General features: G+C 71.0%; 24 protein-coding genes and 1 pseudogene. 13 read left to right on the top strand and 12 right to left on the bottom strand.

What is annotated here, in order from left to right:
• Nucleotides 1–6 precede the first annotated feature (6 nt).
• The 3 genes from ACZ4NB_RS10615 to ACZ4NB_RS10605 all read right to left on the bottom strand — a co-directional run bounded on the left by ACZ4NB_RS10615 (nucleotide 7) and on the right by ACZ4NB_RS10605 (nucleotide 3,286).
• Complete coding sequence (locus ACZ4NB_RS10615; RefSeq protein ID WP_467660065.1) at nucleotides 7–690, bottom strand: class I SAM-dependent DNA methyltransferase; 684 nt, start codon at nucleotides 688–690, stop codon at nucleotides 7–9.
• 211 nt (nucleotides 691–901) lie between these two features.
• Nucleotides 902–1,627 carry a cytidylyl-2-hydroxypropylphosphonate hydrolase gene (gene fomD / locus ACZ4NB_RS10610; RefSeq protein WP_467660333.1) on the bottom strand — a complete coding sequence of 242 codons (726 nt, stop codon included), beginning with the start codon at nucleotides 1,625–1,627 and terminating at the stop codon, nucleotides 902–904.
• A 201-nt stretch (nucleotides 1,628–1,828) separates the two neighbouring features.
• Nucleotides 1,829–3,286, bottom strand: a complete 1,458-nt coding sequence (locus ACZ4NB_RS10605; RefSeq protein ID WP_467660063.1) for a class II fumarate hydratase — start codon at nucleotides 3,284–3,286, stop codon at nucleotides 1,829–1,831.
• 138 nt (nucleotides 3,287–3,424) lie between these two features.
• Between ACZ4NB_RS10605 and ACZ4NB_RS10600 the strand changes: the two genes are divergently transcribed.
• Entirely contained in the window at nucleotides 3,425–3,814 is a 390-nt protein-coding gene (locus ACZ4NB_RS10600) for a VOC family protein (protein WP_467660061.1), read from the top strand.
• Nucleotides 3,815–4,211: 397 nt separating this feature from the next.
• On the opposite strand, the gene ACZ4NB_RS10595 is transcribed toward ACZ4NB_RS10600, so the two are convergent.
• Nucleotides 4,212–5,885 carry a fumarate hydratase gene (locus ACZ4NB_RS10595; RefSeq protein WP_467660059.1) on the bottom strand — a complete coding sequence of 558 codons (1,674 nt, stop codon included), beginning with the start codon at nucleotides 5,883–5,885 and terminating at the stop codon, nucleotides 4,212–4,214.
• 378 nt (nucleotides 5,886–6,263) lie between these two features.
• Between ACZ4NB_RS10595 and ACZ4NB_RS10590 the strand changes: the two genes are divergently transcribed.
• Entirely contained in the window at nucleotides 6,264–6,977 is a 714-nt protein-coding gene (locus ACZ4NB_RS10590; RefSeq protein ID WP_467660331.1) for a DUF1707 SHOCT-like domain-containing protein, read from the top strand.
• A gap of 281 nt (nucleotides 6,978–7,258) precedes the next feature.
• Nucleotides 7,259–7,618 (top strand): WhiB family transcriptional regulator, encoded by a 360-nt coding sequence (locus tag ACZ4NB_RS10585; protein WP_384432330.1) that lies wholly within the window; start codon nucleotides 7,259–7,261, stop codon nucleotides 7,616–7,618.
• Nucleotides 7,619–7,712: 94 nt separating this feature from the next.
• Here the strand turns inward: ACZ4NB_RS10585 and glpX are convergent, their stop codons facing one another.
• Nucleotides 7,713–8,744 carry a class II fructose-bisphosphatase gene (gene glpX, locus ACZ4NB_RS10580; RefSeq protein WP_235445352.1) on the bottom strand — a complete coding sequence of 344 codons (1,032 nt, stop codon included), beginning with the start codon at nucleotides 8,742–8,744 and terminating at the stop codon, nucleotides 7,713–7,715.
• 205 nt (nucleotides 8,745–8,949) lie between these two features.
• Between glpX and ACZ4NB_RS10575 the strand changes: the two genes are divergently transcribed.
• Nucleotides 8,950–9,486, top strand: coding sequence for a DUF4245 domain-containing protein (locus ACZ4NB_RS10575; protein WP_467660330.1), 537 nt, complete (start codon nucleotides 8,950–8,952; stop codon nucleotides 9,484–9,486).
• Nucleotides 9,487–9,656: 170 nt separating this feature from the next.
• Here ACZ4NB_RS10575 and ACZ4NB_RS10570 read toward each other — a convergent pair whose 3' ends face one another.
• From ACZ4NB_RS10570 to ACZ4NB_RS10555, 4 genes are all read right to left on the bottom strand, one after another.
• Nucleotides 9,657–10,250 (bottom strand): malonic semialdehyde reductase, encoded by a 594-nt coding sequence (locus ACZ4NB_RS10570; protein ID WP_467660057.1) that lies wholly within the window; start codon nucleotides 10,248–10,250, stop codon nucleotides 9,657–9,659.
• A 213-nt stretch (nucleotides 10,251–10,463) separates the two neighbouring features.
• Nucleotides 10,464–10,766 (bottom strand): exodeoxyribonuclease VII small subunit, encoded by a 303-nt coding sequence (locus tag ACZ4NB_RS10565; protein ID WP_467660055.1) that lies wholly within the window; start codon nucleotides 10,764–10,766, stop codon nucleotides 10,464–10,466.
• Between the two features lie 10 nt (nucleotides 10,767–10,776).
• On the bottom strand, nucleotides 10,777–12,012 hold the full coding sequence (xseA, locus tag ACZ4NB_RS10560) for an exodeoxyribonuclease VII large subunit (protein WP_467660054.1): 1,236 nt from the start codon (nucleotides 12,010–12,012) through the stop codon (nucleotides 10,777–10,779).
• 47 nt (nucleotides 12,013–12,059) lie between these two features.
• Nucleotides 12,060–13,433, bottom strand: a complete 1,374-nt coding sequence (locus ACZ4NB_RS10555) for an APC family permease (RefSeq protein ID WP_467660053.1) — start codon at nucleotides 13,431–13,433, stop codon at nucleotides 12,060–12,062.
• 85 nt (nucleotides 13,434–13,518) lie between these two features.
• On the opposite strand from ACZ4NB_RS10555, the gene ACZ4NB_RS10550 reads away from it, so the two are divergent.
• Complete coding sequence (locus ACZ4NB_RS10550) at nucleotides 13,519–14,502, top strand: 4-hydroxy-3-methylbut-2-enyl diphosphate reductase (RefSeq protein WP_467660051.1); 984 nt, start codon at nucleotides 13,519–13,521, stop codon at nucleotides 14,500–14,502.
• Between the two features lie 59 nt (nucleotides 14,503–14,561).
• Nucleotides 14,562–15,455: a polyphosphate--glucose phosphotransferase gene (gene ppgK, locus ACZ4NB_RS10545; protein ID WP_467660050.1), complete on the top strand. Its 894-nt coding sequence runs from the start codon at nucleotides 14,562–14,564 to the stop codon at nucleotides 15,453–15,455.
• Between the two features lie 13 nt (nucleotides 15,456–15,468).
• Here the strand turns inward: ppgK and ACZ4NB_RS10540 are convergent.
• Nucleotides 15,469–15,807, bottom strand: a pseudogene (locus ACZ4NB_RS10540) (DUF6542 domain-containing protein); the annotation flags it as partial.
• Nucleotides 15,808–16,431: 624 nt separating this feature from the next.
• On the opposite strand from ACZ4NB_RS10540, the gene ychF reads away from it, so the two are divergent.
• The gene (gene ychF / locus ACZ4NB_RS10535) at nucleotides 16,432–17,520 is read left to right on the top strand and encodes a redox-regulated ATPase YchF (protein ID WP_384432309.1); all 1,089 of its coding nucleotides are present in this window, start codon (nucleotides 16,432–16,434) and stop codon (nucleotides 17,518–17,520) included.
• Nucleotides 17,521–17,635: 115 nt separating this feature from the next.
• Here the strand turns inward: ychF and ACZ4NB_RS10530 are convergent, their stop codons facing one another.
• Nucleotides 17,636–18,217: a Uma2 family endonuclease gene (locus tag ACZ4NB_RS10530; protein WP_467660048.1), complete on the bottom strand. Its 582-nt coding sequence runs from the start codon at nucleotides 18,215–18,217 to the stop codon at nucleotides 17,636–17,638.
• A gap of 101 nt (nucleotides 18,218–18,318) precedes the next feature.
• Here ACZ4NB_RS10530 and ACZ4NB_RS10525 point away from each other — a divergent pair, with 101 nt between their 5' ends.
• The gene (locus tag ACZ4NB_RS10525; RefSeq protein WP_467660046.1) at nucleotides 18,319–18,504 is read left to right on the top strand and encodes a hypothetical protein; all 186 of its coding nucleotides are present in this window, start codon (nucleotides 18,319–18,321) and stop codon (nucleotides 18,502–18,504) included.
• A gap of 24 nt (nucleotides 18,505–18,528) precedes the next feature.
• On the opposite strand, the gene ACZ4NB_RS10520 is transcribed toward ACZ4NB_RS10525, so the two are convergent.
• On the bottom strand, nucleotides 18,529–19,278 hold the full coding sequence (locus tag ACZ4NB_RS10520; protein ID WP_467660044.1) for a PIG-L deacetylase family protein: 750 nt from the start codon (nucleotides 19,276–19,278) through the stop codon (nucleotides 18,529–18,531).
• 342 nt (nucleotides 19,279–19,620) lie between these two features.
• On the opposite strand from ACZ4NB_RS10520, the gene ACZ4NB_RS10515 reads away from it, so the two are divergent.
• The 5 genes from ACZ4NB_RS10515 to ACZ4NB_RS10495 all read left to right on the top strand — a co-directional run bounded on the left by ACZ4NB_RS10515 (nucleotide 19,621) and on the right by ACZ4NB_RS10495 (nucleotide 24,092).
• Entirely contained in the window at nucleotides 19,621–20,373 is a 753-nt protein-coding gene (locus tag ACZ4NB_RS10515; RefSeq protein ID WP_467660043.1) for a GntR family transcriptional regulator, read from the top strand.
• A 425-nt stretch (nucleotides 20,374–20,798) separates the two neighbouring features.
• Complete coding sequence (locus ACZ4NB_RS10510) at nucleotides 20,799–22,502, top strand: APC family permease (RefSeq protein WP_467660041.1); 1,704 nt, start codon at nucleotides 20,799–20,801, stop codon at nucleotides 22,500–22,502.
• Between the two features lie 243 nt (nucleotides 22,503–22,745).
• Nucleotides 22,746–22,925, top strand: coding sequence for an SPOR domain-containing protein (locus tag ACZ4NB_RS10505; protein ID WP_384432289.1), 180 nt, complete (start codon nucleotides 22,746–22,748; stop codon nucleotides 22,923–22,925).
• Nucleotides 22,926–22,979: 54 nt separating this feature from the next.
• Nucleotides 22,980–23,405 (top strand): (deoxy)nucleoside triphosphate pyrophosphohydrolase, encoded by a 426-nt coding sequence (locus ACZ4NB_RS10500; RefSeq protein ID WP_467660040.1) that lies wholly within the window; start codon nucleotides 22,980–22,982, stop codon nucleotides 23,403–23,405.
• Between the two features lie 225 nt (nucleotides 23,406–23,630).
• Nucleotides 23,631–24,092, top strand: coding sequence for an ATP-binding protein (locus tag ACZ4NB_RS10495; protein ID WP_467660038.1), 462 nt, complete (start codon nucleotides 23,631–23,633; stop codon nucleotides 24,090–24,092).
• Nucleotides 24,093–24,118: the final 26 nt, after the last annotated feature.

The following is a 24,118-nucleotide window of genomic DNA, read 5'->3' as shown; positions in this document are numbered from 1 at the left end:
TGCGTCTCAGGCGCTTCGCAGGTGCAGAAAGAGCTGGATCTCGGGTGGTACGTCCGTACTCGCCGGGGCGTATGCGTAGGCATCCTCCCCGACGACGTCGAAACCCGCGTCGTGCACGACCCGGCGCAGGTCGTCCCGCAGGTAACCCGATACCCGGATCGAGTTGCCCAGGAACGGAATCGTGAAGTCGTCCACATCCGCCTCGACCATCGACAGGGCGAGCAGCCCCTCGGGGCGTAGCAGATCATGCAGCATGCCCAGTGCGTAAGGGATTTCGGCACGAGGCAGCATCAGCAGGGAGAAATAAGCGGCGATTCCGTCAAAAGAACCGGCCCCGCCGAGCCGGCCGCCGCGCAGATCGGCGATGTCCAGCCGATGGAACTCCGCCTCCGGCACGTTGTCCCGGGCCAGTTTGACCATCGAAGGGGAGAGGTCGATCCCGACCACGCGGTGCCCGGCCTCCGACAACTGACGGGCGGTCGGCAGGCCCGTTCCGCAGCCGAGGTCCAGGATCCGCGAGCCGGCGGGCAGCGCACCGGCCAGCCAGGCGCCCGAGGCGAGCTGGCCCTCCTTGTGGGGGAAAGCGTCGTCATACCGGTCACCGATCGCATCGAACGCCTCGGCCTGACCCGCCCGGTCCAGTGCTAACCGGTTCAGACCCTCGTACCCGTCGTAGCTCTTCGCGCTCACGACCCCGCCCCTCCTGTGACCGCGGTCAAGTTCGTTTTCCAGTTCTGGAGTTGCGCCTGTGCAGTCTTGCGGAGGACGATCCTACGTTTGAAGCCCCAGGGCGCAGCAAGGGGGCTCGGCACCGCTTCTCGCCGGGCGGGAAACAGCTCTGCCCATAGGCGCACCTTTCCACGGTTCGCCCCCTTCACTCCCGTCGATTCGCTTCACACCCTCACGACCGCAAACGTTCCGGCGCGCGGTCCCAGTCCTCCGGCAGCCGCGGGACACTCCAGGCCGGATCGGGCCGCCAGTCCTCCCAGCCGTCCGCGAACGGCCCGCGCCAGGCAGAGATCTGTGCGATCGCCGCCCGCCCGGCCGACCTGACCTCGGCGGCCCGTGCGGGCGTCATCAGCCCGTCCCGCTGCGCCTGCGCGAACTCGTCCTCGTCCCGCCACTCCCAGTGCCGGTCGGGGTAGACGCAGAGATCGAGGAAATGGTCCTCGGAGTCGATCCCGCCGGCCCAACGGCGCCGGGGCTCCTCCAGATTGACGTACCAGTTCTTGAACTGCCAGCCGCGCTCCCAGAACAGCCACACCGACCAGGGGTCGCCGGGCCGCGCCAGCTTCAGCACACCCGTGCCGAACCACTGGTCGCGGACGGTCCGGCGGGGCTTGGTGTAGCGGGTGGACAGCGGTTCGCGGTGCACGGGCGTGCCGTCGGCGAGCACCGGCTTGACGCAGGGGGTGCCGGGCGCCATCCAGGCCGCGAACAGCTCCTGGGTGTCGCGCACCACGGTCATCGGACGGCAGATGTGGAACTGCTCGGGATGGGCGTTGTCGCGATAGCGCCACAGGACGTGGTCCCCCGGCGCCCAGCGCCCCGCCGCGCCGTCCGCCGCGCGCCCCGCCCCGGCCGCCCTGTGTCCGTCGGCCGTCCCGCCTTCCGCCGTGTCCACCATGTCCGCTGTCATGCGCAGATCTTAGAGGCGTGGGATTAAGGGCGCCGTGACTTGAGCCGCACCGGGCGTTACGAGCGTGGTAACGCGCGCCCCGTGCGCCGTTACGAACGGGCGCCGGAGACGCGCGCTACGGGGTGCGCCACCGCCGCGCACCACCCTGTGCGGCGAACGCGGGCAGTGAGCGCGCGCTACGAACGAGCCTTACGGGCGGGTCATCCGCAGGACGTCCAGCGCCTCGTCCAGCTGCTCCTCGGTCAGCAGCCCGCGCTCGACGTACCCGCCCTCGATGACGACCTGGCGAATGGTCTTCCGCTCGGCCAGCGACCTCTTCGCGACCTTCGCGGCCTCCTCGTACCCGATGTACTTGTTGAGCGGAGTGACCACCGACGGGGACGACTCCGCGTACTCCCGGGCCCGTTCGGCGTTCGCCGTGATCCCGTCGACCGTGCGGTCCGCCAGCAGCCGCGCCACATTCGCGATCAGCCGGACGGACTCCAGCACATTCCTGGCGATGACCGGCAGCATCACATTCAGCTCGAAATTGCCGGCCGCGCCGGCCGCGGCCACCGTCGCGTCGTTTCCGGTGACCTGCGCCGCCACCATCAGCACCGCCTCGGGAATCACCGGATTGACCTTCCCCGGCATGATCGACGAGCCCGGCTGCAGATCCGGCAGCGCGATCTCCGCGAGCCCGGTCCGCGGCCCCGACGCCATCCACCGCAGATCATTGGCGATCTTCGTCAGCCCCACGCCGATGGTCCGCAGCTGGCCGCTGGTCTCCACGATGCCGTCGCGCGCGCCCTGCGCCTCGAAGTGATCGCGCGCCTCCGTCAGCGGCAGCCCCGTCACCCGTGCCACCTCGGCGATCACCGCCGCCGAGAACCCGGGCGGCGTGTTGATCCCCGTCCCCACCGCCGTACCGCCCAGCGGCAGTTCCGCCAGCCGCGGCAACGAGGCCCGCAGCCGCTCCACGCCGTAGCGGATCTGGGCCGCATACCCCCCGAATTCCTGCCCCAGCGTCACCGGCGTCGCATCCATCAAATGCGTCCGCCCGGACTTCACGACCTGCGCGAACTCCGCCGCCTTCCGCTCGAAGGCCGCCGCCAGATGCTCCAGCGCCGGAATGAGGTCGTTCAGCACCGCGGAGGTCGCGGCGATATGGATCGACGAGGGGAAGACGTCATTGGACGACTGGCTCGCATTGACGTGGTCGTTCGGGTGGACGTCCCGCCCCAGCCGCTCGCTCGCCAGCGTCGCGATGACCTCGTTGGCGTTCATGTTCGACGACGTCCCGGACCCCGTCTGGAACACGTCGATCGGGAAGTGCTCGTCCCACTCGCCCTCCGCGACGGCGGCGGCGGCCTCCTGGACGGCCTCTGCGATGTCCTTGTCCAGCACCCCCAGCTCGCCGTTGACCCTGGCGGCCGCCCCCTTGATACGGGCCAGCGCCTCGATGTGCGCCCGCTCCAGCCGCTGCCCGGAGATCGGGAAGTTCTCCACCGCGCGCTGCGTCTGCGCCCGCCACTTGGCGTGCGCGGGCACCCGCACCTCGCCCATGGAGTCGTGCTCGATGCGGAAGGCGGGGGAACCGCCGGGGCCGGGGGCGGCACCGGAGCCGCCGCCGAGGTCGCCGACGCTGCCGAAGTCGTTTTCGCTCATATCTGTTTCAGTACCCGAACCCCCCGATCTGTTCCCGGATCCCGAAAACCGCTCACCTAACGGCGCACGGATGCCTGGGGTCCGGTGTGCGGCAGACTTCCTCTCCACCGCGCCGCCACCGGACTGGGAGGTCCCGACATGGCCAGTAAGTTCACCGAGCTGGCGATCGACTGTGCCGATCCCCACGGTCTCGCCCGGTTCTGGTGCGCGGTCCTGGGCTACGAGGTACAGGACGAGGACGACGAGCTCGTCACCATCGGCTCCCCGGCGGTGCCCGACGGCAGCAACCGCCCCGGCCCGGTGCCACCGGCCCTGACGTTCGCGCGCGTGCCCGAGGGAAAGACCGTCAAGAACCGGCTCCACATCGACGTCAACCCCACCGACAGGGAGCAGGGCGAGGAGGTCCGCCGCCTGCTCGACCTGGGCGCGCGGCACGCCGACGTCGGCGGGACCGGCGAGGCGAGCTGGGTCACCCTCGCCGACCCGGAGGGGAACGAGTTCTGCGTCCTTGCGGGCCGCCGCCCCTGACCGGGGGCCGCAGGGAGCGAACGGCCACCACCCGCTCGGTGCGGGCGGTGGCCGTGCCCGCCGCGGCGCGCTGCGGTCGGTCAGTTCCCGTGGTCCGTAGGGGTCTCTCCCTGTACCAGCAGGGTGCCCCTGTCGGTGGCGTAGATGGTGGGGCAATCCTTGATGTCGCAGGTACTCACAAGCTTGGTGACCTTCACAGGGTTCGCTTCCTGAGCTTGCTGCGTCGCGTCTTGGTCGATGCTCGCGAGCAACCAGCCAGAGGCGCAAGGGGTTCGAGTTTCCGGAACAGGAAAGCGGTGCCTGCCTGGACGTTGGGGCACCTGACGCAGCCTCGGGGCTGAGACCAACGAGAGAGCCCCTGGCGGACGCCAGGGGCTCTGAGGGGCCGCCAGGGAGGTCAGTTAGCGGTGCGTACCGGGATGCTGGTGAACGTCGGCGCGGGGGCCGGGTCCTGGAAGAAGTCGTTGCCCTTGTCGTCGACGACGATGAAGGCGGGGAAGTCCTCGACCTCGATCTTCCAGACGGCCTCCATGCCGAGCTCCTCGTACTCCAGGACCTCGACCTTCTTGATGCAGTCCTGGGCCAGGCGGGCGGCCGGGCCGCCGATGGAGCCGAGGTAGAAGCCGCCGTGCGCGGCGCAGGCGTCGGTGACCTGCTGGGAGCGGTTGCCCTTGGCCAGCATGACCTTGGAGCCGCCGGCCGCCTGGAACTGCTCGACGTAGGCGTCCATCCGGCCCGCCGTCGTCGGGCCGAAGGAGCCGGAGGCGTAGCCCTCGGGGGTCTTGGCCGGGCCCGCGTAGTAGACGGGGTGGTTCTTGAGGTACTCCGGCATCTCCTCGCCGGCGTCCAGGCGTTCCTTGATCTTGGCGTGGGCGATGTCGCGGGCGACGACCAGCGTGCCGGTGAGCGACAGCCGGGTCTTGACCGGGTGCTTGGTCAGCTCGGCCAGGACCTCGTCCATCGGGCGGTTGAGGTCGACCGCGATCGCGTCGAGGTCGGGGCCCGCGCCCTCGGTCAGCTCGGCGTCGGTGGTGTCGGGCAGGAAGCGGGCCGGGTCGGTCTCCAGCTGCTCCAGGAAGACGCCCTCGGCGGTGATCTTCGCAACGGCCTGGCGGTCGGCGGAGCAGGAGACGGCGATGGCGACCGGGCAGGACGCGCCGTGGCGGGGCAGGCGGACCACGCGGACGTCGTGGCAGAAGTACTTGCCGCCGAACTGGGCGCCGATGCCGATCTTCTGCGTCAGCTCGAAGACCTTCTCCTCCAGCTCCTTGTCGCGGAAGCCGTGGCCCGTCGGGGAGCCCTCGGCGGGCAGCTCGTCCAGGTAGTGCGCGGAGGCGTACTTGGCGGTCTTGAGCGCGTACTCGGCCGACGTACCGCCGACGACGATGGCGAGGTGGTACGGCGGACAGGCGGCCGTACCCAGCGAACGGATCTTCTGCTCCAGGAACTTCATCATGGAGGTCTCGTTGAGGACCGCCTTGGTCTCCTGGAAGAGGAAGGACTTGTTGGCGCTGCCGCCGCCCTTGGCCATGAAGAGGAACTTGTAGGCGCCGCCGTCGGTCGCGTACAGCTCGATCTGCGCCGGGAGGTTGGAGCCGGTGTTCTTCTCGTCCCACATCGTCAGCGGGGCCATCTGCGAGTAGCGCAGGTTCAGCTGGGTGTAGGCGTCGTAGATGCCCCGGGAGAGGGCTTCCTCGTCGCCGCCCTCGGTGAGGACGTGCTGGCCGCGCTTGCCCATCACGATCGCGGTGCCGGTGTCCTGGCACATGGGCAGCACGCCGGCCGCCGCGATGTTGGCGTTCTTGAGCAGGTCGAGCGCGACGAAGCGGTCGTTGGCGCTGGCCTCGGGGTCGTCCAGGATCTTGCGGAGCTGGGCGAGGTGGGCCGGGCGCAGGTAGTGCGAGATGTCGTGCATCGCCTCGGCGGCCAGCTTGCGCAGCGCCTCCGGCTCCACCTTGAGGAACGTACGGCCGTCGGCCTCGAAGGTGCTCACGCCCTCCGAGGTGACGAGTCGGTACGGGGTGTTGTCCTCACCTACGGGGAGAAGGTCGGTGTAGGCGAATTCCGGCATCGAAGGTCATTCCTTACTCGGAGGGGTCCGGCTGGCATCTACGGCAGCGCCTGAACAGCGTAGAACCCTGGCGGGCGGACGCCGCTGTGAGGTAAGGCTCAGTCGGCGGCCGATCCGGGCGTGCCGCGGTCGCTCAGGCCGCCGCCGGGGCGAGCGGACCTCTGATCCGACGGACCTGTGGACACCTCGGGCAGACCCTAGTCGCGATCTATCGCGTTTCGGTACGCTGGGGTGGTGGATGCAGACAACGGGGGACGACCGGGCCCCGAGACCCCGCCCGGACCGCTTCAGGAGCATGACCCGCGGCCGGAGCAGCGGCCGGACCGGCAGCCGGTGAAGCTGACCAAGCCGGCGGCCGCGCCGGTGGCCGAGGCCGATATGCGGGCGTCCGACGCGGACCGCGACCGGATCGCCGCGATCCTGCGCGAGGCGCTGGCCGAGGGCCGGCTGGACCCCGAGGAGCACGCCGAGCGGATCGACACGGTCTACCGCGCCAAGACCATGGGCGAGCTGGAGCCCGTCATCCGGGACCTGCCCGCGGCGGACGGCGCCGGTACGAAGCCGGCGGGTGCGGGGACGTATGCGTACGAGCCCGGCGCCCCGGCCCCGGACCAGAACCTCGTCGCGATCTTCAGCGCCTCGGTCCGCAAGGGCCGTTGGCAGGTCCCCGCGCGGATCAACGCGGTGGCGATCTTCGGCAGCGTCGAGATCGATCTGACCGAGGCGATCTTCCCGCAGCAGCAGGTCCGGATCAACGTCACCTCGATCTTCGGCAATGTGGAGATCCGGGTCCCGGAGAACGTCACGCTGCGCAGCAGCGGATCGGGCGTGCTGGGGAACTTCGAGATCCACACGAACGAGGCGGAGGACGCCGACGCCCCGCAGCTCCTGGTCAACGGCTACGCCGTGCTGGGCAACGTGGAGGCCCGGCCGAAGCGCGGCGCCTGGGTCGGCGATCTGCGCGCCCGGCTGCGCGAGGGGCACCGCGAGCGCCATCAGCGGCTGCGCGAGGAGGTGTGGGAGCAGCACACGCGGATACGCGCCGACCGGCGCGAGCGGCGGGACCGCTTCCGCAAGGGACTGGGCGGCTGACGGCCGGCGGCCGACCCCTGACGGCTGACGGCTGAGGGCCGAAAAAGGGGGCCGGGCGGCGAACGGCTCCCCAACGGGGGCCGGACGGCGGGCGACGGGCTATTTTCCCGTTTTCGCGATGTCGCGTTTCCGCACGATCGCCACGGTGTGCATAAGCGTGCGCACAGCGGGTAGGGCTGGTGCATCGTCTCTCGTACGGCTGCGGGGTGCGGAAAAAGGCCGTGCGCAGCGAGACGGGCAAGGGTGATTTCTCTCGCCGAAGCCGTCGTCAGGAGTAGACCGTGCTGCTACCGCATCAGCCCCTGCAGGATGCCGCTGTCGTTCCGTCCCCGCGAGTGCCTGCGCGCGACGAGGCCGGCCCCTGGCATTCGGAGGCGGTGTGCCGCCGGGACGAAGCCGGGCTGTTCTTCGCCCCGTCCAAGGAGCCGACCGCCGCGCGGCTGGCCAGGGAAGAAGCCGCGAAGCGGGTCTGTGCCCGCTGTCCGGTGATGGTCGAGTGCCGGGAGCACGCGCTGCTCCAGCCCGAACCGTACGGCGTGTGGGGCGGTCTGACCGCTGCCGAGCGCCGGGTCGTGCTGACCCGGCGGCGCCGCCGCGAGTCCGAGCTGCAGCGCACGGCCCATATCCCCGCGGCAGGCTGAACGCCGGGACCGTATGGGCCACTTCGCCCCCGCCGGAGCCTCTCCGACGGGGGCGAAGTGCATGCCGCGGCGGCTGCGTGCCGCCGGAGCGCGGTCAGCTGGGGCGCTCGAAGTCCACCGAGCTGTACGCGCGCAGCTTGGACAGCCGGTGCTGGGAGTCGATCTGCCGGATGGTGCCGGACTTGGACCGCATCACCAGGGACTGGGTGTAGGCGTTCTCGGCGCGGTAGCGGACGCCGCGCAGCAGCTCTCCGTCGGTGATGCCGGTGGCGACGAAGAAGACGTTGTCGCCCTGGACCAGGTCCTCGATCTGGAGCACCTTGTCCAGGTCGTGCCCGGCCGCCAGCGCGCGCTCGCGCTCCTCGTCGTCCTTGGGCCACAGCTTGCCCTGGAAGGAGCCGCCCAGACACTTCAGCGCACAGGCCGCGATGATCCCCTCGGGCGTACCGCCGATGCCCAGCAGCAGGTCGACGCCGGTGCCCTCGCGGGCCGCCATGATCGCGCCGGCGACATCGCCGTCGGCGATGAACTTGATCCGGGCCCCGGCCTCGCGGACCTCCTTGACCAGGCCCTCGTGGCGGGGCCGGTCCAGGATGACCACGGTGACGTCCTCGACCGCGGACTTCTTCGCCTTGGCGATCCGCTTGATGTTCACCGCCACCGGGGCGGTGATGTCGACGAAGTCCGCCGCTTCCGGGCCGGTCGCCAGCTTGTCCATGTAGAAGACCGCGGACGGGTCGAACATCGAGCCGCGCTCGGCGACCGCCATCACGGAGACCGCGTTCGCCATGCCCTTGGCGGTCAGCGTCGTACCGTCCACCGGGTCCACGGCGACGTCGCACTCCGGGCCGGTCCCGTCGCCCACGCGCTCGCCGTTGTAGAGCATCGGGGCGTTGTCCTTCTCGCCCTCCCCGATGACCACGACGCCGTTCATCGAGACGGTGTGGATCAGGGCGCGCATGGCCTTGACCGCCGCGCCGTCCGCACCGTTCTTGTCGCCCCGGCCCACCCAGCGGCCCGACGCCATGGCACCGGCCTCGGTGACCCGTACGAGCTCCAGGGCGAGGTTGCGATCCGGGGCCTCGGGGCTGACCTCGAGTTGGGACGGGAGATGATGCTCGGTCATCGAGCGCACCTTTCTGTACGGCGACGGCCGCGAAGGATGAGGGTAGGTATGACCTTATCTCCAGGCTGCCAGATTGAGCAGGGGGCCCTTCGCATGAGCGGCGTCGAGAGGGGCCGGCGCCCCGGCGTTTGCGCAGGTGACGGCCGTCACCAGGGGGCCTGTCGGCTCCGCCGCGGGCATGGGGGACCATAGGTACGTGGCAGGTATGCGAGGCAGGCAAACGGTGCGGGACATGATCCTGTCGCTGGCGGTGATCGGCGTCCTGGTCGGGGCGATCTACTTCTTCATCCCGCACGACGACAGCTCCGACGCGGAGGCGAGCGCGGTCAAGCGGGTCGACTACCGCGTCGAGCTCATCACGGCCCGTAGGGCGGCGCCCTACCCGGTCGCGGCGCCCGAGGGGCTGCCCAAGACCTGGCGGGCCACCTCCGTCTCGTACAAGGCGTCCGACGACGGCAAGGGCGGCGCCTGGCATCTGGGCATGCTCGACCCCGAGCAGCAGTACGCGTCCATCGAGCAGAGCGACGCGACCGCGAAGGACTTCATCAAGGACGTCACCCTCGGCGCCACGAAGGTCGCGGGCAAGCAGGCCGTCGGCAGCAAGAAGTGGGACCGCTACCAGGGCGAGAAGTACCGCGCACTGGTCCGCGAGGAGTCCGGGGTGACCACGGTCGTCACCGGCACCGCGCCCTACGGGCGGCTCGCGGACCTGGCGGCCGCGCTGGTGGCGAAGAAGGGCTGAGCGGGCGAGGCGCCGGGCGGGCGCCTACGGCGCCGAAGGGCAGGCCCCCAAGCGGCGAGCAGGCCGCCCGATGCACGACGAGGCCGCCGCACCCACGCGGTGCGGCGGCCTCGTCGTTGTCCGGGGTGCCGGCCGGCGTACTGGGACGCCGGCGGTCGCGGCCCGATCGCTCAGACGCTGGTGACGGCCTCGTCGAAGGCGAGGCGCGGCGAGCGCGGGAAGAACGCGTCGGCGCCGGGCTTGCCGATGTTGATGACCAGGAACGCCTTCTGCTTGCCGTCGCCGAAGAACTCCTTGTCGATGCCGGTGAAGTCGAAGCCGGTCATCGGGCCGGCGGCCAGGCCGGCGGCGCGGACGCCGACGATGAAGTAGCCGGCCTGGAGGGTGGCGTTCTGGGTGCCGGCGACCTCGCGGGCGGCGGCCTCGGCGAAGAAGGTGTCCTTGATGTCCGGGAGGGCCGGGAAGAGCCGCGGCAGGTGCTCGTGGAACTCCAGGTCGACCGAGAGGATCGCGGTCAGCGGCGCGCTCAGGGTCTTCGGGCCGTTGGCGCCCATGGCGTGCTGGACCAGGCGCTCGCGGGCCTCCTGCGAACGGACCAGGGTTATCCGCAGCGAGGACTGGTTGAAGGCGGTCGGGCCGAACTTCACCAGGTCGTAGATCGCCTGGACCTGCTCGTCCGTCACCGGCTCGTCCGTGAACGTGTGGGCGGTCTGGGCCTCGCGGAAGAGGAGGTCCTGGGCGGCGGCGTCAAGGGCGAGAGACATAAGGGCACCTCGGTGGTCGGTGGGGTCAGGTTCGAAACCACTCTAATCCGGATAGGTGAAACTTCAACTAAATCCGGGTGGATGTGATTCGGTTCACGTGTAAGGGTAGCGGGATTCCGTGATTCGGAAGCGCTTTTCCGGAACGTGAGACGCTGGGGGTGCGGTTCGGCCCCGGGCGTCGGCTCCTCCGGGCGCTCCCCCTACGGGCTCCGCCTACGGGCGCTCCGCCCCCGCTTCCGCTCCGTCCGGCGACTCCGCCAGCGCGGCGTCCAGCCGGGCCCGCGCGCCGTCCAGCCAGCGGCGGCAGACCTTCGCCAGCGCCTCGCCGCGCTCCCACAGCGCCAGCGACTCCTCCAGCGTCGTACCGCCCGCCTCCAGGCTGCGGACGACCTCGATCAGCTCGTCCCGCGCCTGCTCATAGCCGAGCGTGGAGTCCACCGGCGCCACCTGCGCCGATGCGCCGGCCGCGGCGCCTTGTTCCTCGTCCACCACGCCGTCCGTCTTCGCTTTCGCCATGTCTCCCACCCTATGCGCCGGGTGCGACAGCGCCCTCGGCGCCGCCCACCCGCACCGTGAACTCGCCCTCGGCCACCCGGGCCCGCAACTCCTCGTCCGCACCGACCTCTTGGGGGGAGCGGACCGCCGCGCCGTCCGCCTTCTGCAGTACCGCGTAGCCGCGCTCCAGCGTCGCCTTGGGGGAGAGTGCGACCACCCGCGCGAGGGTGTGCGCCAGCTCGGAGTCGGCGCGGTCCAGCAGATGCCCGAGGGTGCGCCGGCCGCGCTCCAGCAGGGCCGTGATCTGCTCCTCGCGCTCCTCGACCATCCGCTGCGGCCGCTGTATGCAGGGCCGGTGCAGCGCCGCGGCCAGCCCCCGCTCCTCGCGCTGCACAAGGCCGTCGACGGCCCGGAAGGCCCGCTCCCGCAGCTGCCGGATCCGGGTCAGCTCCTCGCCCACGTCCGGCACCACCTTCTTCGCCGCGTCCGTCGGCGTCGAGGCGCGCAGATCGGCGACCAGGTCCAGCAGCGGGGTGTCCGGCTCATGGCCGATCGCCGAGACGATCGGTGTCGCCGCCGCGCCCACGGCACGTACGAGCTGCTCGTCGGAGAACGGCAGCAGATCCTCCACGCTGCCGCCCCCGCGCGCCACGATGATCACGTCCACCTCGGGCAGCGCGTCCAGCTCCTGGACCGCCGCGATCACCTGCGGCACCGCATGCACGCCCTGCACGGGGACGTTGCGCACCTCGAAGCGGACGGCGGGCCAGCGGTGCCGGGCGTTCTCCAGTACGTCGCGCTCCGCGGCGCTCGCCCGGCCGCAGACCAGCCCGATCAGCTGCGGCAGGAACGGCAGCGGCTTCTTGCGGTCCGCCGCGAACAGCCCCTCCGCCGCCAGCGACTTCTTCAACTGCTCCAGCCGGGCGAGGAGTTCGCCCACGCCGACCGGCCGGATCTCGGCGGCCCGCAGCGACAGCTGACCGCGCGGGGCGTACCACTCCGGCTTGGCGTGCACCACCACCCGGGCGCCCTCGCTGATCACGTCGGCGACCTTGTCGAAGACCTGGCGGTAGCACGTCACGCTCAGCGAGATGTCGTACGACGGATCGCGCAGCGTCAGAAAGACGACCCCCGCGCCCGGCCGCCGCGAGAGCTGGGTGATCTGCCCCTCGACCCACACCGCGCCGAGGCGGTCGATCCACCCGCCGATGAGCCGGGACACCTCGCCGACCGGGATCGGCGTTTCCGGGGACGTTGAGACAGCCATACGAGCGAGACTAACGGCGCGCACTGACAGTGGCCGCCGGCTCGCCCTCAGCCCGCTCCGCCGCCGGCCCGCGCCCGTGCCCGGTACTGCACCGCCAGCACCACCAGCCCCACCGCCATCCAGACCCCGCCCACGACCTGCGCGGTCGGGGACGCCGCCAGGACCACCGCGACCACCACCGCGAGCCCCAGCAGCGGCACCACCACATGCCGCGCCAGGCGCGACTCCGCGGCCCCCTCGCGGATCCGGAACCAGCCGATCACCGACGCGTGCAGCAGCCCGAACGCGGTCAGCGCGCCCACGTTGACGATCGACGACAGCTGGTCGAGCCCGTCGTCCCGGCGGGCCGCCCACACCGCCGCCACCAGCGTCACCGCCGCCGCCCCCAGCAGCGCCCGGCGCGGCACCCCGCTGCCCGCGTCCACCTTTGACATCGCCCCCGGCAGCCGCCGGTCCCGGGCCATCGCGAACAGCAGCCGCCCGGCCGCCGCCTGCCCCGCCAGCGCCGCGAACGCCGCCCCGATCGCCTTGCTGGCCGCCACCAGCTTCCCCAGCCACGCGCCCGCGGCCGCGTCGGCCGTCACATAGAAGGCGTCCCCCTGCCGCCCCGGATCGGCCGCCAGCTCGGCCGCCGGCATCGGGGCGAGCAGCGCCGCCAGATACGTCTGGACGGCGAAGAGCACCCCCGCCACCACCAGGCAGGTGAGCACCGCCCGCGCCACCCGCCGGGCGCCTCCTGCGGACTCCTCCGCGAACGACGCGATGGCGTCGAAGCCCAGATAGGACAGCACCGCGACCGACACCGCCGACAGCACCGCGCCCATCGAGAAGCCGCCCTCGCCGGTGAACGGAGCCGTCCAGCTCCGCTGCGCCCCGTGGGCGACCAGCGCGTACCCGGCCGCGACGACGAACACCGCCAGCACCGCGATCTCCATCGCCAGCACCGCGAACCCCACCCGGGCGGCCACCCGTACGCCCCACAGGTTCAGCAGCGTCGTCACCACCACCGCGAGCGCCGTCCACACCCACTGGTGCACCGACGGCACCAGCGCGTGCAGCGCGATCCCGGAGAACAGATACGCCACCGCCGGGATCAGCAGGTAGTCCAGCATCGCCATCCACCCGGCGACGAACCCCGCGCCCTCGCCCAGCCCCACCCGGGCGTAGGTGTAGACCGAACCGGCCTGCGGGGCGACCTGCACCATCAGGGCGTAGGAGTACGCGGTGAACGCCATCGCCAGGGTCGCCACCGCGTAGACCACGGCGATCGCCCCGTGCGACTTGGCCTGCAGCGTGCCGAAGATGCCGACCGGAGCCATCGGGGCGATGAACAGCAGCCCGTAGACGATCAGGTCCCGGAACGTCAGCGTCCGCCGCAGCGCTCCCGCCCCCGCCTCCCCGGTCCGCCGCAGCGACGCCATCGATGCCTCCTTACGAAGTCCGGCCCCCAGTCTGGGACACGGGCGCGATCTTCAGGGGCGGGGGCGCGGCCTTACGATGGACGGCATGACTGCTACGCCCGCCAGCCGCAAGGTCCTGCTCGCCGCCCCCCGTGGCTACTGTGCGGGCGTGGACCGCGCCGTGATCGCCGTCGAGAAGGCCCTTGAGCAGTACGGCGCCCCCGTCTACGTACGCCACGAGATCGTCCACAATAAGTACGTCGTGAAGACCCTGGAGAAGAAGGGTGCGATCTTCGTCGAGGAGACCGAAGAGGTACCCGAGGGCAACATCGTCATCTTCTCGGCCCACGGTGTCGCACCCGTCGTCCACGAAGAGGCCAAGCGCGGCAAGCTCGCCACCATCGACGCGACCTGCCCCCTGGTCACCAAGGTGCACAAGGAAGCGATCCGCTACGCCAAGGAGGACTACGACATCCTCCTGATCGGCCACGAGGGCCACGAAGAGGTCATCGGCACCAGCGGTGAGGCGCCCGAGCACATCACCCTGGTCGACGGCCCCGACGACGTCGCCAACGTCGACGTCCGCGACCCGGACAAGGTCGTCTGGCTCTCCCAGACCACGCTCTCGGTCGACGAGACCATGGAGACCGTCGACGCCCTCAAGGGCCGCTACCCCAACCTGCTCTCCCCGCCCAGCGACGACATCTGCTACGCCACGCAGAACCGCCAGATCGCGGTGAAGCAGATGGGCGCCGAGGCCGACCTGGTCATCGTCGTCGGTTCGAAGAACTCCTCGAACTCGGTCCGCCTGGTCGAGGTGGCGCTGGGCGCCGGCGCCCGCGACGCGCACCTGGTCGACTACGCCGAGGAGATCGACGAGGCATGGCTGGAGGGCGTCGGCACGGTCGGCGTCACCTCGGGCGCCTCGGTCCCCGACATCCTCGTCCAGGACGTCCTCGCCTGGCTCGCCCAGCGCGGCTACGAGGACGTCGAGACCGTCACCGCCGCCGAGGAGTCCATCGCCTTCTCCCTGCCCAAGGAGCTGCGCCGCGACCTGCGCGCCGAGGCCAAGGCGGCCTCCGAGGGCTGATCCGGCCGGATCAGCCGTCCCCCGGGCGGGCGGCCCCGTAGGCGCCTAGCCTTTTTCCCATGAGGGTCTTCGGTGTGGACATCGGCGGATCGGGCATCAAGGGCGCTCCGGTGGATCTGGAGCGCGGAGAGCTCACCGACACGCGCTACAAGGTGCTGACCCCGCAGCCGGCCACCCCGGATGCGGTCGCGGAGTGCGTCGGACAGGTCGTGGAGCACTTCGGCTGGTCGGGGCCGGTCGGTGCGACCTTCCCCGGCGTGGTCACCGGCGGTACGACCCGTACCGCCGCCAACGTCGACAAGCGCTGGATCGGCACCGACGCCGGCGCGCTGCTCACCGGCCGGCTGGGCGGCGAGTCCGGCGGCTGTCCCGTCACCGTCCTCAACGACGCGGACGCGGCCGGCCTGGCGGAGATGCGCTTCGGCGCGGGCAGCGGGCGGGCCGGCACGGTCATCGTCCTCACCCTCGGCACCGGCATCGGCAGCGCCGTCTTCACCGACGGCCGCCTCGTGCCCAACACCGAGCTGGGCCATCTGGAGCTGCACGGCCACGAGGCCGAGAAGCGCGCCTCGACCAAGGCCAAGGAGGACGAGGAGCTGAGCTGGCAGCACTGGGCGCGCCGGGTGCGCAAGTACCTCGCCCATCTGGAGATGCTCTTCTCGCCCGAGCTGTTCGTGATCGGCGGCGGGGTGAGCCGCAAGGCGGAGAAGTTCCTGCCGCTGATCGAGGGCATCAGGGCCGAGATCGTGCCGGCTCGGCTTCAGAACAACGCGGGGATCGTGGGTGCCGCGATGGCTGCGTACGCCGCTCGGGCTGGCGCGACACCCGCCGCGGACGGCTCCCCGGCCGCGGCCGTCCCCGCTCCGCAGCCCGCATGGCCGGTCGCTCCGGCGTCCCGTACCGCCCGTTCCGCGGTCGCTTCGCCCGTCGGCTGGCCCGACGCCGCGCGATGACCAGCGCGCGGCGGACCATGGCGATCAGCGCGCAGACGACCGTGCCGGCGTAGAGCCAGCCGGCGTTCAGCGCGAGGACGGTGAACACCCCGGTCACCACCCCGCCGACGCCCTCCCCGCCGTGCTGGATCGGCAGCGCCCCGACCGCGAAGGCGATCGGCACGGTGACCGGCGCGCAGATCAGGTCGTAGGGCCTGACCCAGAACGCCGCCGCCACGCTCACCACCAGGAAGAAGCAGCCGTACGGGGTCGGCGCGCCGCCCAGGAGCAGCTGGTCGAGGTACGCGAACGCCAGCAGGGCCAGCGTCGCCAGCAGCCAGCACCCCAGGCCGGTGAGCTTGGCGGCCGGCATCCGGTGCGGCAGGAGCGCGGACGGGGCGGCCGCGGGGCGGGGCCGGGCCCGGTAGACGGTCGAGGATTCGGGGCCCTCCACGGGCGCGGGGGCGCGCTCGGGCGCCCGGGGCGTCGGGGCCGCCCGGGTGGGGCCGCGGGCGGCCCCGGCCTGTGCCGGGCCCCGTAGCGGCAGCGGGGCGGAGGCCGGTACGGACGCGAACCCGGAGGCCCGCATCGCGGAGAGAAAGGCGTCGTCGGGGTCGGCGGCCACGGCCTCCGCGGGGCGCGGGAGCCGGGTGCCCGTGTCGGTGGCCGGGTGTGCGGACCATGACGGTCCGTGCTGGTGCGTGCGCGCTTCGTGTTGCTCCACTCGCCAACGGTAGGCCGCTAAGTGGGATTAACCGGTTGCGGGACACGCGCTTTGTCCCGACCTTGGGACTTCGTTCGCCGCGGGCCCGGGGCGGGGCACCGGACGCCGGCCGCGGCTCCGGACGGGGCCGGGCGCGGGCGCGGTCCCGGTGACGGCCGCTCGCGCCCGGCCGCCCCGTAGACTGGTTGATCGGCCCCTCCCGGGACCGGGCACCCGGCCCCGGAGCGGCCGGCCCACCCCACCACCTCTGCCTGCGGAAGTCGAGTCGCCACAGTGTCGCTCACGATCGGAATCGTCGGTCTGCCCAATGTCGGCAAGTCGACCATGTTCAACGCCCTGACCAAGAACGACGTGCTGGCGGCCAACTACCCGTTCGCCACCATCGAGCCGAACGTCGGCGTCGTCGGCGTCCCCGACCCCCGCCTCGCCAAGCTCGCCGAGATCTTCGACTCCCAGAAGATCCTCCCGGCCACGGTCGACTTCGTCGACATCGCGGGCATCGTCCGCGGCGCCTCGGAGGGCGAGGGCCTGGGCAACAAGTTCCTCGCGAACATCCGCGAGTCCGACGCGATCTGCCAGGTCATCCGTGCCTTCAAGGACGAGAACGTCGTCCACGTCGACGGCAAGGTCTCGCCCAAGGACGACATCGAGACCATCAACACCGAGCTGATCCTGGCCGACCTCCAGACGATCGAGAAGGTCCTTCCGCGCCTGCAGAAGGAATCCCGTATCAAGAAGGACGTCGCCCCCAAGGTCAAGGCCGTCGAAGAGGCCAAGGCGATCCTGGAGAAGGGCGACACGCTCTTCTCCGCGGGCATCGTCCAGGGCTCCGGCAACGAGGAACTCCTGCACGACCTGCACCTCCTCACCACCAAGCCCTTCCTCTACGTCTTCAACGTCGACGAGGACGAGCTGACCGACGAGGACTTCAAGAACGAGCAGCGCGCCCTGGTCGCCCCCGCCGAGGCGATCTTCCTCAACGCCAAGCTCGAAGCCGACCTCGCCGAACTCGACGAGGACGAGGCCCTCGAACTCCTCCAGTCCGTCGGCCAGGACGAGCCGGGCCTGGCCACCCTCGCCCACGTCGGCTTCGACACCCTCGGCCTGCAGACCTACCTGACGGCCGGCCCCAAGGAAACCCGCGCCTGGACCATCAAGAAGGGCGCCACCGCCCCCGAGGCCGCCGGCGTCATCCACACCGACTTCCAAAAGGGCTTCATCAAGGCCGAGGTCATCTCCTTCGCCGACCTCGTCGAAACCGGCTCCGTAGCCGACGCCCGCGCCGCCGGCAAGGCCCGCATGGAGGGCAAGGAGTACGTGATGCAGGACGGGGATGTGGTGGAGTTCCGGTTCAACGTGTGAGCGGGTGACGTGACACCACGTCGCTGAGCGGGCGAATGCGCAGCTCAGAAGGGGCCGGGCTCTGATGAGCCCGGCCCCTTCCGGGTTTTCGTGCTGCCTCGGTACTGGCTCCGGCCTAGCTGTTCCGCGGCGGGGTGAGCTTGTCGAGATCGAGGCTGATCTCGAAAGGCACAGGGCGCTTCAGGGTGCCCCGGAAGATGCCGGCGGGCGCGTAGGCGTGGGTGGGTTCGTCGAGTTCGTAGACGTGGACGACGGGGGCCCCGTTCTCGTCCTCGATGCACCAGTAGTGCGGGATCCCGGCCTCCGCGTACTTGCGGAGCTTGACCGTGCGGTCGCGGTGCGCGGATTCGGGGGAGACGACCTCGACGGCCAATTGCACCTCGTCCGGGGTGAACCAGGTGCGCTCACTGTCGTAGTCGGCACTCGTCACCAAGAGATCCGGCTCGGGCCGGTTGCGTTGATCCAGTTTGATCGTCATCTCTCGGCCGACCCGGGCGTCGGCGGGTGCCTGCTCCATGAGGGCGACGGTGAGCATGGTGACGAGGTGGCCGTGCCACCACCTCTGCGGCGACATCATGAAGACGAGGGCTCCGTCGATCAGCTCGGTGTGGCGGGGTGCCTCGGGGAGGCGGTCCAGGTCCTCCGCGAACCAGCCTTCCGCGCGCGGCGGGCGCATCCAGTCGGGCAGTGCGGTCATGGCTCAACCGTAGCGATTGGGCGAGGCGCGGGCCACGAGATCGTCGACGGGGCGATCAGTTCTCGTAGACGGTGGAGCGGTGTCCGAATGGTGGCCGCGCGGTGCCTGGAGCTGCTGCCCGACACGCCCAGGGCGCCATGGCGGGCCAGTTGGGCATACCTGGCGAGTTCATGGCGGCGGGGGTGGACGGGACCCATGCGATGGCGCTGGAGCGGCCGGAGGAGGAGGCGGAGGTGGTGGGTGGATTCGTGGCCGGGGTGGGGGGACCGGGGGCGGTTCGTCGTTGATCCGTGGAGACCGAAGAGACGTCCCTACCGCGGGAAGACCTGGAAGAGCGTCGCCGGGCGGCCCCGGTAGGTCTCGCCGCCGGCGTGCAGGGTCTGTTCGATGAAGGTGCGGGCGTAGCTGTGCGGGTCCTGGTCGGGGCCGCCCAGGCCCCTGATGTACGTGGCGTGTGCCGCAAGTGAGGCGACCGCGCGGTCGATGCCGGGGCCGACCTCGGCGGCGTGGGTGGGGTGCGGGGAGCCGGCCACGGCGACCCAGCGGACGCCGTTCCAGGGCGCCAGGCCGCGCGTGTCGGCCAGCTCGGGGAAGATCCAGCGGTTGCCGGCGTCGCCCGCCGCGTCCAGGACGGCGCGGCCGACCACCCGGTGGTCGGGGGTGTTCCACTGCACCCCGCCCCAGGTGTCGTGGTGGTTGAGGGTGATCAGGAGTTCGGGGCGGTGGCGCCGGACGGCCGCGGAGAGGTCGCGACGCAGCGCCGTACCGGCCTCGATGACGCCGTCGCGGTGGTCTTCGAGGAACTCGACGGTGTGCACGCCGACAAGCGCGGCGCCGGCCCGCTGCTCGGCCTCGCGGATGCCCCCGCACTCGACGGGTGCCAGTCCGTCGATGCCTGCCTCGCCGCGGGTCACCAGGAGGTAGCTGACCTCGCGTCCGGCGGCGGTCCACTCGGCGACGGCGGCCGCGGCGCCGTACTCCAGGTCGTCGGGGTGGGCGACGACGGCGAGGGCGCGCTGCCAGTCCTCGGGCATGGGGGAGAGACGGGGTTCGGCGGGCATGGGCGCCTTCCTTCCCTTCCGGTGAACCTGCTTGCGGGCCGCTGCCGTGTGGTGAGCGGTCCGTGTGGTGGAACGATCCATGTGGTGCAGCGGGTCCCGCTGCCGGGCGGTGCCGTTGCGGGCCGGTCCGGGTCGATCGTGACATGCGCGGGCGGCGCTCACCGGGAGGTGGGGCGTGGGGTGTGGGTGAGGTGGGGGATACGGGGCCGGTGGGGTCCGTGCGCGCTCCCCAGGGGGCTGAGCTGGGTTTCATCACATCAGGTGAATATCTGGCCCAAGGTTGCGGTCGGCAACGCGCCGTTGCCACGCTGTTGCTGACTGTCAAGCTGTTGGGAGGGGCACGTGCCTTTCGGTGAGCAGCCCGCGTACCTCCGCGTCGCCGGCGACCTGCGCCAGAAGATCGTCGATGGGGTGCTGCCGCCGCACACCCGCCTCCCCTCCCAGGCACGTATCCGCGAGGAGTACGGCGTCTCGGACACCGTCGCCCTGGAGGCGCGCAAGGTCCTGATGGCCGAGGGGCTGGTCGAGGGCCGCTCGGGGTCGGGCACCTATGTGCGCGAACAGCCCGTGCCGCGCCGTATCGCCCGGGCCGGATTCCATGCGGTCGGCGGCTGTACGCCCTTCCGGCAGGAGCAGACCGACGAGCGGGTGCGCGGCACCTGGGAGTCCAACAGCGAGCAGGAGGCGGCAAGTTCGGCGGTCGCCTCCCGGCTGCGCGTGCCGCCGGGGGCCAGGGTGATGCGCACCCGCTATGTGTTCCGGGCGGAGGGCGAGCCGGCGATGCTCTCGACGTCCTGGGAGCCCCTGGACGTGACGGGGCGGACGCCCGTGATGCTGCCGGAGGAGGGGCCGCTGGCGGGGCGCGGGGTGGTCGAGCGGATGGCGGCCATCGACGTGGTGGTGGACAACGTCGTCGAGGAGGTCGGGGCGCGGGCCGCGCTGGCCGAGGAGGCCATGGCGCTGGGCGGGGTGCCGGGGCATGCGGTGCTGGTGGTCTCGCGGACGTACTTCGCGGGTCGCCGGCCGGTCGAGACGGCCGATGTCGTCGCGCTCGCGGACCGGTATCGGGTGGCCTACCACCTGCCGGTGAAGTAGTCGGGTGGTTCGCCTGCCGGTGAAGTGGCCGGGCGTTCACCTGTCGGTGGGGTGGCTGGGCGGTTCACCGGCCGGTGAAGTGGTCGGGCGGCTTGCGGGGGCGTCGTCCCCTGCCGCCTCCGCCTCCCCGTCTCGCTGCGTCCTGGCTTCCGCGTCCTCGCTTCCGCCTCCCGGTATCCCACCTCCCCGCCCGTGTCCGCTCTCCGGGTGGCCCCGTACTGGATGCGTGGCGGCTTTCAGTCTCCAGTCCGATGTCCATTTTGTGGCGATACGCCCGTAAATGTTGGCTGGATCTTGGTGTTGGAAACCTCACAGACCCTCAGCTGGGCGGGAGTTTTGGCCAGCAGCGGGAAGCCGATCTTCTGATTCGCTCTTACGATGGCGAAGTTTGTGCACGGCACGGGGGAAGACCAGGAGACCAGCACGTGAGCACGACGAAAACCCAGGGTGCGGAGCAGGGTTCGCATTCGAATTACCGGCGGTCCCTCGGGACCATCGCTCTGACCGCGACGGGCCTCGGGTCCATCATCGGCTCCGGCTGGCTCTTCGGGGCCGAGCGGGCCGCCGCCATCGCCGGTCCGGCCGCGATCCTGGCCTGGGTCATCGGCGCGCTGGTCGCTCTCACCATCGCGCTCACCTACAGCGAGCTGGGTGCGATGTTCCCGAAGGCCGGCGGCATGGTCCGCTACGGCCAGTACTCGCACGGCTCGCTCGCCGGCTACCTCGCCGCCTGGGCCAACTGGATCGCGATCGTCTCGGTCATCCCCGGTGAGGCCACCGCCTCGGTCCAGTACATGAGTTCCTGGGACTTCGGCTGGGCGAAGGCGCTCTACGACGGCAAGGAGCTGACGGGCACCGGTGTGGGGCTCGCCAGCATCCTGCTGATCTTCTACTTCTTCCTCAACTGGTTCGCCATCTCGCTGTTCGCGAAGACCAACACCGCGATCACGGTCTTCAAGGTCGTGGTGCCGGTGCTGACGGCCAGCGCGCTGATGCTGGCGCACTTCGACACGGACAACATCTCCGGCCACGGCGGCTTCACCCCCAACGGCTGGAGCTCGGTCTTCACCGCCGTCGCCGTCTCCGGCATCGTCTGGGCCTACAACGGCTTCCAGTCCCCGCTGAACCTCGCCGGCGAGGCCCGCAACCCGGGCAAGTCGCTGCCCAAGGCCGTCGTCTGGTCGATCCTGATCGCGCTGGTCATCTATGTCGCGCTGCAGGTCGCGTTCCTGATGGCGGTTCCCGCCGACAAGCTGGGCGCCAGCGGCGGCTGGGCCGGCCTCGGCTACAACTCGCCGCTCGCCGACCTCGCGGTGGCCTGGGGCCTGAACTGGCTGGCGCTGCTGCTGTACGCGGACGCCTTCGTCTCGCCGTCCGGCACCGGCATGATCTACGCCGCCACCACCTCGCGCATGATCCAGGGCGTGCAGGAGAACGGCCATCTGCCCGGCGTCTTCGGCAAGGTGGACAAGAAGACCGGTGTGCCGCGCCCGGCGCTGCTGCTCAACCTGGTGATCGCGTTCCTCTTCCTGGCGGTCTTCCGCGGCTGGGGCTCGCTCGCCGAGATCGTCTCGGTCGCCACCGTCATCTCGTACATCACCGGCCCGGTCGCCGTGATGTCGCTGCGCCGTATCTCGCCGGACCTCAACCGCCCGGTCAAGCTCCGGGTGATGCCGATCATCGCGCCGGTCGCGATGGTCTTCGGCTCGCTGGTCCTGTACTGGGGCCGCTGGCCGCTGACCGGCAAGGTCATCCTGATCATGGCCGTCGGGCTGCCGGTCTGGGCCTGGTACGAGATCGGCAAGCCGCTGACCCAGGGCCGCAAGCCGTGGGCCGGGCTGCGCCCGCACCTCAAGGCCGGCGCCTGGATGGTGGCGTATCTGCTGGTCATGGCCGCCGTGTCGTACGCGGGCGGCAAGGAGTTCGGCGGTAAGGGCTATCTGCCCGCGGGCTGGGACATCGTCGTGGTCGCCGTGATCGGACTGGCCTTCTACTACTGGGGCGTGCGCAGCTCGTGGCGCAACCCGTCGCTGGTCCAGGTCGAGGCCGAGATCCGTGAGGCGGAAGAGACCTCTGCGGCGGACGCGGCCGGGGAGGCCGAAGGTTCCAAGGCGTCCGTCGGGGCCTGAGTCAGCCCGGCGCCGCACCGCGCAGTCTCGTACACAGACCCGATCCTTCGGGTAAAACCGGCCACTCGCAGGCCGCTTCCGGTACGCCGGGGCCCGCGGGTGGCCGGTTCGGTACCTCTTTGTGTAAATCCATATCCGGTGCGTAAAGGTCGGGCGTACGCTCGGGCATATGCGGATTGCGATTTCGGCATCAGCAGACGAGGGGCGCGTCATGACGCGCTGCGTGGCGGACGGAGGGGCGCAATGACCGAGGGCGGAGCGGTGCTCCCCTGGCTCGTCATCCGCCAGGACGAAGGGGGCAATCGGTACCGCGTCGGCCGCTATGCCACCCGGGCGGAGGCGGAGCGGGTGGCCGACCGGCTCGATTCACCGGGCCGGCGGCAGCTCTACGTGGTCGAGAAGGTCGACCACGCGGCCACCTGAGGGGCGGCGGGCGAGAAGAAGCGGGACGGGGACGGGGGACGTAGGCTGCCGCGCATGACGACGGAGCGCGTAGTGGTGGGCGGAGCGGTGTGCCAGAGCGGGCGGCTGCTGGCCGCACGCCGCAGCGCGCCGCCCGCGCTGGCCGGCCGCTGGGAGCTGCCCGGCGGCAAGGTGGAGGACGGTGAGACGCCCGAACGGGCGCTGGCGCGCGAACTGCTTGAGGAGCTCGGCGTCGAGGTGGTGGTCGGGGAGCGCATCCCGGGGGAGTGGGTGCTGCGGCCCGGCTATGTCCTGCAGGTGTGGACCGCCCGGCTGGTGTCCGGCGAGCCGCGGCCGCTGCAGGACCACGACGAGCTGCGCTGGCTGCTGCCCGGCGAGGAGTCGCAGGTCGACTGGCTGGATCAGGACCGCCCGGCGGTCGCCGAGGCGATGCGCAGGCTGGTCGCCACGGCCGGGATCCCGGGCGTGCGGTCCGCTTGAGCGCGCGCGGCCGTCCGTCCGCCCTGGCTCGCGCCCCGTGTGCCTTGGCGCGTTCGCCGCGCACGCGTGACCGCCCGCCGCGCCCGCACAGCCCCACCGTTCCCATATGCGCCATTTGTGTCACAGCGCACCGTTGGCGGCGATACTTCGGCCTCGATATCGGGTATGTCCAGATTGACCCCCTCAATATGGGCAATCCGACGGGGATGCCCTCGGGGTTGGGATGTGATCGGCGTGAGCGACAGCGCAGCGGCAGGGGTCCCGGAAACCGGCTCCAGCAGTGTCCGCAAGCGCGGCAGGGCCACCGGCTCACCGATCGCCGAATGGAGTTTTCCGGCCGACCCCGGCGCGGTGCGCACCGCCCGCACGATGGTCCGCCGGGTGCTGGACGACTGGGGGCTGAACGGCGCCGCTGATGTGGCCGTACTACTCGTCAGCGAGCTCGTCACCAACTCCCTGCGCTACGCCAGCGGACCGATCGGCGTCCGCATGGTGCTGCTGAGCTCCGGCGGGCTGCTCGTCGAGGTCTCCGATCCGCTGCCCGATCCGCCGCAGGAGCGCGCAGCCGCTCCGGACGACGAGGGCGGCCGCGGATTGCAGCTGGTCGCGTGCAGTTCGCGACGCTGGGGGACCCGGCGTGGAAAGAGTGGCAAGACAGTGTGGTTCGAGCTGTCGGTGGCTGGTTAGGAGACATGTGGAGTCCTGATCGTTGC

This window comes from Streptomyces sp. NPDC026575 (genome assembly GCF_055567415.1).
This window is presented reverse-complemented; position numbering and strand designations above follow the sequence as displayed.